Genomic DNA, 11,464 nt, shown 5'->3' with positions numbered 1-11,464 from the left:
GCTTTCAGAGAGGTGCACTGCACTCAGCGTAATTCAAGAAGGGTCGTACCGTGCCTGCCCATCACGGAACGTCGGAACATCCCCAACCTGGAGGTGCCGGGGCAGGTCGCACGGATCGGGTGCGTCCGCATCTTCACCTGTCAGCCAGAGGGAGCGCCGCGGCGCACTTATATCCCGGGAGCGCCAACTGTTGGTAACCATCGGGCAGATACCATGGATGCGAACATACGGGAAGCGGAGCGGTGGTTGCGGCAGGGGGAGCGGGACCTCGTCAGTGCAAGGAACAGCTGCCGGTCGGGAGATTTCGAGTGGGCCTGCTTCCAGGCACAGCAGAGCGCAGAGAAATCCCTGAAAGCCCTGCTGTATGCCAGGGGGTTCCGGAAGATCCTGACGCATTCGGTCTACGAACTGATCCGGGAGATCGGTAGCTCCGAACCCTCGTTTCTGGCGCTGAAGGGCGAAGCCAAGGCACTCGATGCCGCTTACATCACGACCCGATATCCGGACAGCATCGTGGGAAACCTGACACCGTCGGAATACTATGACAGGGAGGATGCCGAAGAATGCATCGAGCATGCGGATTCGATCTGCAGTGCCGCGAGGCGGTCGCTCTCCGGGTGATGGAGCAGGTCCGGGACCTCGCCCGCGAGATACGGTCGCGCCGGCGCGTGAGTGCCGTCATCCTCTACGGCTCGTTCGCCCGCGGGGACTTCCACGAGGGGAGCGATGTCGACCTGATCGTCGTCGGAGACTTCCCCGAACGGCACCACAAGCGGGCGGCGGCCATCCTCGATCTCACCGATCTCCCGGTCGAACCGCTCTGCTACACCGACGAAGAGTTCGCCGGCCTGACCCGGGACGCCAACCCCTTCGTCCTCCGGGCGCTGGCCGAAGGGATCCGGGTATAGGCCGGTCTTACGCGGCGACAACCCGCTCTTTCGCCTCCTCGCTCAGGAGGTAGTCGTGCGCCTCGATCGCCGCCTTCGCCCCCTCGCCGGCGGCGACGATGATCTGCTTGGCCCGAACACAGGTCGCGTCCCCGGCCGCAAAGACCCCCGCGACGCTCGTGTGGCAGTTCTCGTCGATATCGATCTCGCCCTGCTCGTTCAGCGCCACCAGGTCCCCGAGGAACCCCGTATTCGGCACGAGCCCGATCGCGAGGAAGAGCCCCGCCACGTCGAGGGACGTCTCCCGACCGGTATCCCGGTCGCGGATCGTGATCCCGGTCAGGGAATCTTCGCCGTGGAGGGCCGCCACCTCGTGGCGGAGGTAGATCCGCACGCCGAGGTCCTTCGCCCGGGCGATGTAGACCTCGTCGCACCGGAGATCGCTACGGACGATCATCGCCACGGAACTCGCGATCTTCGTCATCTCGATCGCGGTCTGGATGGCCGCGTTCCCGCCGCCGACGACGGCTACCGGCCTGTCATGGAAGAGCGGAGCGTCGCAGGTCGCGCAGATGGAGATACCCCTCCCTATCAGCCGGTCCTCGCCCGGGAGCCCCAGGGTCCGGGGCTCTTTCCCGGGAGCAAGGATGACCGCCCGGCAACGGAACGTGTTCTCCGAGGCGGTCCGGACAACGAAAGCGTCGTCCTCTCTATGGATACCCTCGACGCTGTCGAGCTCGAGGTGGACGTGGAACCCCCGGATCTGCTCTTCGAACTTATGGATAAGGTCCTCCCCTCTGATCATCGTAAACCCCATGTAGTTCTCGACCGTCCAGCTCCATGACGCCTGACCGCCGACATTCTCGGTTAGTATAGCGGTCTTCATCAGTTTCCGGGCACAATAAACCCCGGCCGTCAGTCCTGCCGGCCCGGCGCCCACGATGACCACGTCGTAGACTCCGCCCGCCGCCGGCGCCCCGAAGAGTTCCCGGAGCCTCTTTGCGTCGAACCCGACGATCACCTCGTCGCCAAAGACCGTGACCGGCACCCCCCGCTGCCCCGAGAGCCGGATCATCTCCCGGGCCGCCTCGCGGTCCTTTCCTACGTCGACAACCTCGAATTCGACGCCGTGTTTCCTGAGGAACGCCCGGACCATCCGGCAGTAGGGGCAGTTCTCCGTCGTGTAGATCTTCACACCTGCCATGAAGGGGGATATCTCGGGGCCCCTATTTAACATCTGGGGACGAAGCGGAGCAGGCGCCGACGTGCCCGGACCGGGCCGAAAAAAGGAATATTACTGAACTTCACGGAACATCCGCGCCGGAACCCCGCAGATTGGGCACTTCTCCGGCGGCTCCCCGAGTTCGACGTTGCCGCAGACCGGACAGAGGAAGACCTTCTCCGCGTCGAGGTCTTTTCCATCCCGGACGGCCTCGAGTGCCTGGAGGTAGAGGTTCGCGTGCACCTCTTCCGCCTTCATCGCGTGGGTAAAGACGATCGAAGCCTCGTTCTTCCGCTCTTTCTTCGCCTCGGCGACGAACGCCGGATACATCTCCATGAACTCGTAGTTCTCCCCCTCCATTGCACCTTTGAGGTTCTCCGCGGTGCTCCCGACGGCGTTCATGATGAAGAGGAGACGTTTTGCGTGGACGGCTTCCGCTTCGCTTGCCGCCCGGAAGAGCTTTGCCACGGTCGGGTAACCCTCTGCGGCTGCCTTCTCTGCAAAGACCGAGTACTTCCTGTTCGCCTGGGACTCCCCGGCGTACGCATTCTGAGCGTTCTCATCAGTCGGCATGGATGAATGATTGCGGGACGGCCTTATTAAATCTTTCACCTTCTCCCCCCGGAAACCCTATGCCGCCGGAGCACCACCACCTGTTGCATGGAAAGGGCCGGAGCTGGAGCACCGGAGAACGATGTTCCACCGGGAATGGAGTTCGAGCACCGGAGGTTCGAGGCACGAGTCCGGGTGCAGCGGATCTTCATCATCGTCCTCGCCTTGAACCTCTCCGTCGCCCTCGCAAAAGTGGTCTTCGGCCTCCTTGCCGGGTCGGTGAGCATGGTAGCGGACGCCCTTCACTCGGGGTTCGACTCCTTCTCGAACGTCGTCGGGATAATCGCCCTCTACTTCGCGGGAAAGCCCCCCGACCCGGAGCACCCCTACGGCCACGGCAAGATCGAGACGCTCGGCACCCTGGTCATCGGGGCGATGCTCCTCCTGACCGCCGCCGGGATCCTCTACGAAGGCTACCGGCGGCTCGTCGAACCCGTCGTGCCCGATATCACCGCGGTCACCGTCGGGGTCATGGTCGGAACGCTCGTCATCAACCTCGCCGTCTCCACCTACGAACGTCGAAAGGGCGAAGAATACCGGAGCCAGATCCTGGTCGCCGACTCCCAGCACACCCGAAGCGACGTCTTCGTCTCCCTGGCCGTCCTCGGGGGGTTTCTCGCCGTCAGGCTCGGCTACCCCCAGGCCGACCCGGTCATCGCGTTTGCCATCGGCCTCCTCATCGCGAGGATGGGAATCGGGATCCTCTACGACGCGGCAGAGGTCCTCACCGACACGATGAACCTCCCCTGCGACCCGGCGCTCGTCCGGGCGGTGGTGATGGATACCCCCGGGGTTGCCGGGTACCACGACTTCCGGTGCCGGGGAAAGCCGGGCGAGATCCTTGCCGACATCCACCTCGTCGTCGACCCGGCCCTCCCGGTCTCCCAGGCCCACGAGATCTCCGACGAGGTGGAGCGGCGGCTCAAAGAGACGGTGCCGGGGCTCGCCGAGGTCGTCGTCCACATCGAGCCCGAAGAATCACCCTAGAAGCTGCCCGAGTTCGTAGCCCTTCCGGTACGCCGCCTCCATCACCTCCGGCCGCGTCGTGATATCCTGGACGGTGTCCATATCGTTCTGGAGCACCTCGTCCCAGTACGGGCAGTCGATGATCTCCCCGAACGCCCGGGCGGTCATCTTCACACCCTCAAAGACGTTCGGGATGTTCATCCCCGCGATCGATATGAAGAGCATCTTCCGCTTTTTCCGCCGTTCCGGGGTGATGAAGGACTGCCCGCGATGGTACTTGGCCATGTAAAAGACCTGGAACCGGTCGATGAAGGACTTGAGCCTTCCGGGGATGCCCATCGTCATCACCGGGGTGGCGATGATCAGGCCGTCCATCTCGCGAAACTTCCTGTAGAACTCTTCCATCCCGTCCTGGATCAGGCAGGTTTCGCTCCCCTTGCACTGGAAGAACTCCATACAGGGCAGAACGTCCATGTGCGCGACCTCAATCTTCTCGACCTCGCACCCGGCCTCCTCTGCACCCCGGATAGCCTCGTCGAGGAGGCGGGCGGTGTTCCCGTCGAGAATGGGGCTTCCGAGCAGCGCGACAACCTTCTTTGGCATGGTGCAGGGTTGCGCACGCCCCTATTAATATGATGCGGGTACCCGGGGACGGGGGGGAACTGCTAAATATCTTGTGAGGCAATTACCGCTCTGGTGACAATCTATGGCCGAACCAGAGACCAGAAAGACAGCGAAGGCTGGAGAGAAGCCCGGCCCCGGCCGGTTCATCTGCATCGACTGCGGCCGGGAGATCCGGATCGGCAGCACCGATGAGGATCTCGTCAAATGCCCGACCTGCGCCTGCGAGATGTATAACTGCTTCCCGATGACGCACATCAGGCCGGACATCAAGACGCCTGAGGATGTCATGAATCCCCCTGAAAGGAAGAAGAAACCGGAGAACCACTGAGGTGAGAAGAATGGTGAACGTATCGGCAAAAGGGCAGGTCTACCACTGCGAGATCTGCGGAAACGTGGTCCAGGTGCTGGAAGCCGGCGGCGGCGAACTGGTCTGCTGCGGTGAGGCGATGGTGCTCGAGGAGTGAACTGAGATGGAAGAGAAGCACCTGGAAGAGAAGATCGGGAAGGTCCCCGTGATCTTCAAGGAACTCAAGGAGACGGACCCCGACCTCTACGCCAGCGTCATGGGCCTCGACCAGATGATCTGGGCCGACGGCGCCCTCTCGAAACAGACGAAGAAGATCATCGCGATCGCGATTGCCGCCGCACTCCGGGACGGGCACGCCGTCCGGGCGCAGATGGCCGGTGCCGGGAGCCTCGGCGTATCGAAGGAGGAGATCGAGGAGGGGCTCCGGGTCGCGTTCCTGCTCGCGGGGATGCCGGCCTACGTCCACGGCAAGACCGCCCTCGAGGAGTACCTGGGCAACCGCCCGCGAAAGTGAAGTAGAGGTCGTCCCAAAAGGGTCTGTAAACCTTTGCTGTAATTTGATCGGAACATCTGTGTACAAGATTTCCACCACTTGAGTCATAACAGAGTTCGGAATGGGGGAACGGCCATTTCCCTGGGTTCGCACCATATGGTGCTAGTTGTGATGTTCCGATAGGAACGACTGGCCGAAGGGCGGGAGTTTGAGCACTGTCAGGTGCGAGGAACGGAGCATGAGCACCGATAGGTGCGAAGCGCGAACGCAGCGAGCGTGAGAAACTCGATGAGTTTCGAATGGGTGTCCCCCTCCCGGCAAAAGTGTTTTGGGACAACCTCGTATGCTACCTGAAGAGGTGTTCAACCTGCCGGCCATCGGTGAGAAAGCGCCCGATTTCGAGGCGGGGACCACACATGCGCCGATGAAACTCTCCGATCTCCGGGGCCAGCGGGTCATCCTCTTCTCCCACCCGGCCGACTTCATCTTTCTGGGGCAAGGAGGCCCCCTGCGCAAGCGGGGGGGAATTGCCCCTAAAAGGGTTGCACTTTCGCCCCGTGCGGCTACTCTTAATGACGGGGGGCAACAGAGCATATACCGAATGGCTCTGCGAGTGGTCAGCAATTACCTGCACCCTTCCAAGATGGCGTACCGGATCCTCGACCTGCTCGCGTACCACGCTAAGAGCATGTACAACGTCGGGGTGTACAACGCCCGGCAGCACTACGTAACCTATCAGGAGAACCTACGTGCGATGCAGGCGCTTCGCCCGGATCTGATTTCAAAGGTCGAGATCCTCGTAGGGTCGTACCTCCCGTTTACCCGGAAGAAGACGTTCCCCCACAAAGACCTCTGCAACTACGCCCTATCCAAGCCGAACGAGAACTTCAGTCTGTTGCACAACGATGTCGCCCAGCAGACCCTTCGATCAGTGGAAGAGGCATACAAGAGTTACTTTGCGCTGCTCAAGCGGTATGCCGCCGGGGAGCTGGAACACCATCCCGGGTCTCCGAAATACCTCCCCAAAGACGGGCGGTACAAAATGGCGTACCCCCGGGCACACCTGATGATCCGCAACGGGTTCGTCACGCTCGGGATTTCCCTCAAGTTTCGAAAACAGTATGGCCTGACCGGGAAGGAGCTGACGTTCCCGATCCCGCCGTGCATCAGGCCTCACCAGATCCGGGAGGTCACGATCCTCCCTGTCAACAACGGGATCGTCTACAAGATCGAGTTCTGTTATTCCATTCCCTCCCGGCCCAAAGACCTTGACCCGAACCAGTACCTCGCTATCGACCTCGGGCTCAATAACTTTGCGACGATGGTTGAATCTGCCACCGGGACTGCCGTCATCCTTGACGGGAAGTACCTCAAATCGATTAACCGGTGGTACAACAAAGAGACTGCAGGGTTGCAGAGCATCAAGGACAAGCAGGAGATTCAGAGGATCACGACCCGGCAGGCGCGATTGCTGGTGAAGCGGGACTGCAAGATCCATGAAGCAATGAATCGGTACGTGACCTGGATCGTGCGGTACGCCGTCGAGCGGAAGATCGGCACCATCGTGCTCCCTCGCTGGGATGGAATCAAGGACAAGATCAACCACGGCAAGCGGGGCAACCAGAACTTCGTCCAGATCCCCTTCCACAAGTTCCGGCAGAAGTTGAAGAGCAAGTGCGAGGTGCTCGGCGTCCGGTTCGATGATACCCACTCGGAGGCATACACCTCGCAGGTGGACGCTCTCGCGCTCGACCCGATCCGGAAACCCCCCTATGGGAGGACCCGCCGGGTCAAGCGGGGACTGTACCAGAGTGCCACGGGGACCCTGATCAACGCCGACGTGAACGGCGCGCTCAACCATTTACGGAAAGTAGCTGGTGATTCCGTGGTCGCACGGATAATCAGTAGTGGCCGCGTCAACCGGCCGGTGCGAATAAGGGCTGCTTTTCAACCGCCAACCTTCGCACAGATCAAATTGCAGCCCTGTGATCTGAATCCGATCCCGGTTGCAAGCCCCGTCCGTTAGGGCGGGGTAGTTGACGCCGGTCTGCACCACGGAGTTCATGGCGTTCGCCGGCATCGCCGACGAACTCAAGGAACTGAACGTCCAGCTCGTCGGCCTCTCGATCGACAGCGTCCACTCGCACCTTGCGTGGGTTCGAAACATCAAGGAGAAGATGGGCGTCGAGATCCCGTTCCCCATCATCGCCGACCTCGACATGAAGGTCGCCCGGCGCTACGGGATGATCCATCCCGGCCAGAGCAGCACCTCGACCATCAGGACGGTCTTTTTTATCGACGATAAGGGCGTCATGCGCGCCATGCTGTATTACCCGATCTCCAACGGCCGCTCCATGCCCGAGATCCTGAGGCTCACGAAAGCCCTCCGGACCTCGGACGAGCACGGCGTCGCGACGCCGGCGAACTGGGAGCCGGGGGAGAAGGTGATCGTCCCGGCGCCAAGGACCCCCGAAGAGATCGAGAAGCGGATGCAGGAAGGCTACGAGTGCAAAGACTGGTACCTCTGCTTCAAAAAACTCTGAAAAACCCTCTTTTTTCTCAGACGGGGAAGCGGCCGCGGCCGCTCATCCGGTGCGGCGAGGCACAGAAGATTCGGGAGCCGGCGGCAGCGGACAGGCCCGGGATCGACTTCGGTGCATTAATGAGGCCGAAACTCCGATATTACCCGTATTCGGGATTTGCCGGGCGCCGTCCCGGCGTTTTCCCTGTGAGGTGTCCCGCGGATGTTTGAGAAGACGCTGGTTCCGGTTGCCTACGGCGAGAGACCCGAAGAGCTGATGAAGATCGGAAGAATCCTCAGGAGTCTCGGGGCCAGCGCGATCTGCCTCTACCACGTGAACGAACCCGGCTCGTTCTTCCGGGGAGCCGACCTCTCGTGGCTCACGCTGTTATCGGAGGCGCTCGAAGAGACGGGGCTCACCGTGGAAGCAAAGACGGGGAACGGCCATATCGCCTCGGCAATCGCGGAAGCGGCGCTCCTCGAAGGTTTCGACGGCATCTACATGAAAGCAAAGCGCCGCTGGCATATCGAGACGATGATCCTTGGAAGCGTCTCGCGTGACCTCCTCCGCCTTGCGGACGTTCCGGTATTCGTCCATAAGGTCCGGCCCCGCCTGCCGGGCGACGGTGCGGAACTCGACCGCAGGGACCTGAAAGTGCTCTATGCGACCAACCTCGACGAGACATCGAACCGCCTGCTCCCCTACGTGATGGAGTTCGCGGGCGCCTGGTGCCACCTCCTCCACGTCAGGGGAAGGATGGCCGATCCGCTGGCGGAACGGGTCCGGCGTGAGGCCGTCGACGGGAAACTGCACGCGGTTGCGGAAGAACTCCGCCCGTACTTCGAGCGGGTCACCCTTGAACAGAGGATCGGGGATCCCGCCGGACAGGTGCTGTACGTCTCGGACCAGATCGAAGCCGACGTCGTCGTCCTCGGGAGGAAGAGCCCGGCGTTTCTCTCCGCCCCGATGGGAGATACGGCGGAGCGGATCGTGACCGGATCGAGTGCTTCGATATTCCTGGTGCCGCAACCGGGGAGCCGCAATGCTTCGTGAGTATCTCAGAAAGGAAGGGGTATTTCTCCTCTCCGCCGGGATCGTCCTCTTCTTCATAGGCTTCGGGATCGCAAGGCCCGACCTCCTTGACGCGGCCTCGTCTGCGGTTCACTCCGCAATCCTCGACCACTGCAGCTGGCTCTACCTCATCTCGGTCTTTTTCTTTCTCATCTTCGCTTTAGTCCTCGCGCTCTCCAGATACGGGACGATCAAACTCGGCTACGACGCCGAGAAACCCCAGTACGGATTCTTCGGCTGGGTCGCAATGCTCTTTGCCGCCGGGATGGGGATCGGCCTCCTCTTCTGGGGGGTCTCCGAACCGCTCGTCCACTTTCTCCAGCCGCCCCCCTTCATAAACACCGCATCCCCCGACGCCGCAGCGTTCGCCATGCGCTACTCGTTCTTCCACTGGGGGATCCACCCGTGGGCGATCTACACGATCGTCAGCCTCTCCATCGCCTACTTCTCGTTCCGGCGCGGGATGCCGGCCCTGATCAGCTCCTGCTTCTACCCGGTCCTCGGCGAGCGGATCTACGGGCCCGCCGGGAAGATGGTGGACGTGCTCGCGGTCTTTGCAACGGTCTTCGGGACCGCGACGTCGCTCGGGTTCGGCGCTCTCCAGATCCACAGCGGGCTCACCCACCTCTACGGGCTCTCTTCCGCGATCTCCGTCACCATCGGGATCGTCGTCGTCGCGACGGCGCTGTTCATGGCGTCCGCGATCCTCGGGGTGGAGAAAGGCGTCCAGGTCCTCTCGAAGCTCAACATCGTCCTGGCAACGGCCCTGCTCCTCATTGTCCTCGCCCTCGGATCGACCCCTTACGTCTTCAACGTCTTCACCTCCACCTTCGGCGGCTACGTCAACAACATCATCGACCTGAGCCTCCAGTCCTACCCGTTTGCAGGGTTCGACTGGAGCAGGGACTGGACGGTCTTTTACTGGGCATGGTGGATCTCGTGGTCGCCGTTCGTGGGGCTCTTCGTCGCGCGGATCTCCCGGGGCCGGACGATCCGGGAGTTCGTCCTGACCGTCCTCACCGTCCCGACCCTTTTTACCTTCGTCTGGTTTGCGGTCTTCGGGGGATCGGCGCTGCACCTCGAACTCGACCGGGGAGCGGATCTCGCCGCGGTCGCGGGGGCGGACGTCTCGCTCGCCCTCTTTGCGTTCCTCGAACACTACCCGTTCGCAGGCCTCCTCTCGGCCGTCGCGATCTTTGTCCTGATCGTCTTCTTCATCACGTCGGCGGATTCCGCGACGGTAGTCCTCGGCTCGCTCACCTCGGGGGGGAGCCTGATCGTTCCGACCTACAAGAAGGTAATCTGGGGACTCTCCCTCTCCGCCGTCGCGATCACCCTCCTCGTCACCGGGGGCCTCGCATCCCTCCAGGTGATGGCCATCACGGCGGCGTTCCCGTTCATGCTCGTGATGATCGTCCTCTGCTATACGCTTGCAATCGGGCTGTCGCAGGAGAAGGTGCAGTGAAGCAAGTCCCGGCACGTTTTTTGCCTCCGGCCGGACAATACTCCTTGTATGACCCTTGACGTCCTTGCGTTTGCGACCTCGCCCCGCCGCCACGGCAACTCCGAGACCCTGCTCGACTGGGTGCTCGCGGCGATGGAGGGGGAGGGGGCGGCGGTCGAGAAGATCGTCGTCCCCGAGGTCGATATCAGGCCCTGCCGCGGGTGCAACCTCTGCGAGACGCTCAACCGGTGCGTCCAGCGGGACTGCATGGACTACGTCCACGACCGGATCGTCGCGGCAGACTGCATCGTCCTCGCCTCGCCCATCTACTGCATGGGGCTCGCCGCGCAGGCGAAGGCACTGGTCGACCGGGCCCAGGTCTTCCGCTCCCGGAAGTACGTCCTCCGCCTCCCGGTCGTCCCGCCCGAGCGCAAAGGAAAACGGATGGGCGTCTTCCTTTCGACCGCCGGGCAGAACTGGGATTACGTCTTTGATGCGGCAATCCCGTCGGTGAAGTGCTTCTTCCACGTCGTCGACATCGGAAACAAGGATCTCAGGTACCTGATGGTGAACGGCGTCGACGAGAAAGGCGCGATCGACCGCCACCCCACCGCGAGAGCCGACGCAGAGATCCTGGCAAAAGAAACCGTCGCGCGACTGCAGGAGCTCCGGGCGGCATGACCATAAGAGTCCTCGGCATCTCCGGCAGCCCCCGGCGGCACGGGAACACCGAGACGCTGCTCGACGCCGTGCTCGAGGGCGCCCGGGAGGCGGGAGCCGATGTGAAGAAGGTCGTCCTCCGGCCGCTCGATTACGCCCCGTGCCGGGGGTGCAACGCCTGCCACAAAACAGGGGTCTGCGTCATCAGCGACGACCTCACAGAGGTGTTTGAGAAGATCGCCTCCGCCGACGTCCTTGTCGTCGCGTCCCCCATCTACTCGATGGGGATCACGGCGGAGGCGAAAGGGCTGATCGACCGGGCCCAGTATCTCTGGGCGCGCAAGTTCATCAAAAAGGATCTCTATTACACGGCCGATCATATCCGCCGCCATAAGGGAATCTTCGTCTCGACCGCGGGACTCGGCTGGGAGAACGTCTTCGATGCGGCGTTTCCGGCGCTCACCGCCTTCTTCAACACCACCGGGTTCGAGTACTGGGACAACGTGATCGCAAACGACATGGACCGCTACGGCGGGATTGCGGGACACCCCACCGCACTCGCGGAGGGCCGGGGGAAAGGGCGGGACGTGGTCGGCCTCCTTGGGAAGATGCAGGCGGAGACCTGATTACCGGCCGGCCCCGGGACGGAGGAGTAA

15 protein-coding genes are annotated in these 11,464 nt (G+C 62.3%); 12 read left to right on the top strand and 3 right to left on the bottom strand.

The genetic code is table 11. The features are described from left to right. Positions 1-213: 213 nt before the first annotated feature. Both BRA62_RS10595 and BRA62_RS10590 read left to right on the top strand, forming a co-directional pair. Positions 214-621, top strand: a complete 408-nt coding sequence (locus BRA62_RS10595) for a HEPN domain-containing protein (protein ID WP_292366536.1) — start codon at positions 214-216, stop codon at positions 619-621. After that, the gene (locus BRA62_RS10590; protein WP_292366535.1) at positions 564-908 is read left to right on the top strand and encodes a nucleotidyltransferase domain-containing protein; all 345 of its coding nucleotides are present in this window, start codon (positions 564-566) and stop codon (positions 906-908) included. Before BRA62_RS10595 ends, BRA62_RS10590 begins: the two co-directional genes overlap by 58 nt. 7 nt (positions 909-915) lie before the next feature. Here BRA62_RS10590 and BRA62_RS10585 read toward each other — a convergent pair whose 3' ends face one another. Then, positions 916-2,091 (bottom strand): Uxx-star family glutaredoxin-like (seleno)protein, encoded by a 1,176-nt coding sequence (locus BRA62_RS10585; protein WP_292366534.1) that lies wholly within the window; start codon positions 2,089-2,091, stop codon positions 916-918. Between the two features lie 90 nt (positions 2,092-2,181). Further along, complete coding sequence (locus BRA62_RS10580) at positions 2,182-2,682, bottom strand: rubrerythrin family protein (RefSeq protein WP_292366533.1); 501 nt, start codon at positions 2,680-2,682, stop codon at positions 2,182-2,184. A gap of 87 nt (positions 2,683-2,769) precedes the next feature. On the opposite strand from BRA62_RS10580, the gene BRA62_RS10575 reads away from it, so the two are divergent. Next, on the top strand, positions 2,770-3,708 hold the full coding sequence (locus tag BRA62_RS10575; protein WP_292366532.1) for a cation diffusion facilitator family transporter: 939 nt from the start codon (positions 2,770-2,772) through the stop codon (positions 3,706-3,708). On the opposite strand, the gene BRA62_RS10570 is transcribed toward BRA62_RS10575, so the two are convergent. After that, a complete protein-coding gene (locus tag BRA62_RS10570; RefSeq protein ID WP_292366531.1) occupies positions 3,700-4,290 on the bottom strand; it encodes a flavodoxin family protein in 591 nt (196 codons plus the stop codon). The genes BRA62_RS10575 and BRA62_RS10570 overlap by 9 nt on opposite strands. Positions 4,291-4,393: 103 nt before the next feature. Between BRA62_RS10570 and BRA62_RS10565 the strand changes: the two genes are divergently transcribed. From BRA62_RS10565 to BRA62_RS10520, 9 genes are all read left to right on the top strand, one after another. Beyond that, the gene (locus tag BRA62_RS10565; RefSeq protein WP_292366530.1) at positions 4,394-4,639 is read left to right on the top strand and encodes a zinc ribbon-containing protein; all 246 of its coding nucleotides are present in this window, start codon (positions 4,394-4,396) and stop codon (positions 4,637-4,639) included. A 10-nt stretch (positions 4,640-4,649) separates the two neighbouring features. Next, complete coding sequence (locus BRA62_RS10560; protein WP_011843020.1) at positions 4,650-4,775, top strand: desulfoferrodoxin FeS4 iron-binding domain-containing protein; 126 nt, start codon at positions 4,650-4,652, stop codon at positions 4,773-4,775. Positions 4,776-4,781: 6 nt separating this feature from the next. After that, on the top strand, positions 4,782-5,132 hold the full coding sequence (locus tag BRA62_RS10555; protein ID WP_292366529.1) for a carboxymuconolactone decarboxylase family protein: 351 nt from the start codon (positions 4,782-4,784) through the stop codon (positions 5,130-5,132). 580 nt (positions 5,133-5,712) lie between these two features. Continuing rightward, positions 5,713-7,137, top strand: coding sequence for an RNA-guided endonuclease InsQ/TnpB family protein (locus BRA62_RS10545; RefSeq protein WP_292366538.1), 1,425 nt, complete (start codon positions 5,713-5,715; stop codon positions 7,135-7,137). Positions 7,138-7,147: 10 nt separating this feature from the next. Further along, positions 7,148-7,654, top strand: a complete 507-nt coding sequence (locus tag BRA62_RS10540) for a peroxiredoxin (protein WP_292366528.1) — start codon at positions 7,148-7,150, stop codon at positions 7,652-7,654. 201 nt (positions 7,655-7,855) lie between these two features. Further along, the gene (locus BRA62_RS10535; protein WP_292366527.1) at positions 7,856-8,686 is read left to right on the top strand and encodes a universal stress protein; all 831 of its coding nucleotides are present in this window, start codon (positions 7,856-7,858) and stop codon (positions 8,684-8,686) included. Next, the gene (locus tag BRA62_RS10530) at positions 8,676-10,169 is read left to right on the top strand and encodes a BCCT family transporter (RefSeq protein WP_292366526.1); all 1,494 of its coding nucleotides are present in this window, start codon (positions 8,676-8,678) and stop codon (positions 10,167-10,169) included. Before BRA62_RS10535 ends, BRA62_RS10530 begins: the two co-directional genes overlap by 11 nt. A 48-nt stretch (positions 10,170-10,217) precedes the next feature. Continuing rightward, entirely contained in the window at positions 10,218-10,829 is a 612-nt protein-coding gene (locus BRA62_RS10525) for a flavodoxin family protein (RefSeq protein ID WP_292366525.1), read from the top strand. Beyond that, positions 10,826-11,434 carry a flavodoxin family protein gene (locus tag BRA62_RS10520; protein ID WP_292366524.1) on the top strand — a complete coding sequence of 203 codons (609 nt, stop codon included), beginning with the start codon at positions 10,826-10,828 and terminating at the stop codon, positions 11,432-11,434. The genes BRA62_RS10525 and BRA62_RS10520 overlap by 4 nt, the downstream gene beginning before the upstream one ends. Positions 11,435-11,464: the final 30 nt, after the last annotated feature.

Source organism: Methanoculleus sp. UBA208 (assembly GCF_002498065.1).
Classification (GTDB): Archaea; Halobacteriota; Methanomicrobia; order Methanomicrobiales; family Methanoculleaceae; genus Methanoculleus.
This window is presented reverse-complemented; position numbering and strand designations above follow the sequence as displayed.

Coding starts and splice junctions, on each gene's coding strand:
- BRA62_RS10595 (WP_292366536.1), top strand. CDS start 214: ATGGATGCGAACATACGGGAAGCGGAGCGGTGGTTGCGGCAGGGGGAG.
- BRA62_RS10560 (WP_011843020.1), top strand. CDS start 4,650: ATGGTGAACGTATCGGCAAAAGGGCAGGTCTACCACTGCGAGATCTGC.
- BRA62_RS10585 (WP_292366534.1), bottom strand. CDS start 2,091: ATGGCAGGTGTGAAGATCTACACGACGGAGAACTGCCCCTACTGCCGG.
- BRA62_RS10535 (WP_292366527.1), top strand. CDS start 7,856: ATGTTTGAGAAGACGCTGGTTCCGGTTGCCTACGGCGAGAGACCCGAA.
- BRA62_RS10525 (WP_292366525.1), top strand. CDS start 10,218: ATGACCCTTGACGTCCTTGCGTTTGCGACCTCGCCCCGCCGCCACGGC.
- BRA62_RS10530 (WP_292366526.1), top strand. CDS start 8,676: ATGCTTCGTGAGTATCTCAGAAAGGAAGGGGTATTTCTCCTCTCCGCC.
- BRA62_RS10580 (WP_292366533.1), bottom strand. CDS start 2,682: ATGCCGACTGATGAGAACGCTCAGAATGCGTACGCCGGGGAGTCCCAG.
- BRA62_RS10520 (WP_292366524.1), top strand. CDS start 10,826: ATGACCATAAGAGTCCTCGGCATCTCCGGCAGCCCCCGGCGGCACGGG.
- BRA62_RS10545 (WP_292366538.1), top strand. CDS start 5,713: ATGGCTCTGCGAGTGGTCAGCAATTACCTGCACCCTTCCAAGATGGCG.
- BRA62_RS10555 (WP_292366529.1), top strand. CDS start 4,782: ATGGAAGAGAAGCACCTGGAAGAGAAGATCGGGAAGGTCCCCGTGATC.
- BRA62_RS10575 (WP_292366532.1), top strand. CDS start 2,770: ATGGAAAGGGCCGGAGCTGGAGCACCGGAGAACGATGTTCCACCGGGA.
- BRA62_RS10590 (WP_292366535.1), top strand. CDS start 564: ATGCATCGAGCATGCGGATTCGATCTGCAGTGCCGCGAGGCGGTCGCT.
- BRA62_RS10565 (WP_292366530.1), top strand. CDS start 4,394: ATGGCCGAACCAGAGACCAGAAAGACAGCGAAGGCTGGAGAGAAGCCC.
- BRA62_RS10570 (WP_292366531.1), bottom strand. CDS start 4,290: ATGCCAAAGAAGGTTGTCGCGCTGCTCGGAAGCCCCATTCTCGACGGG.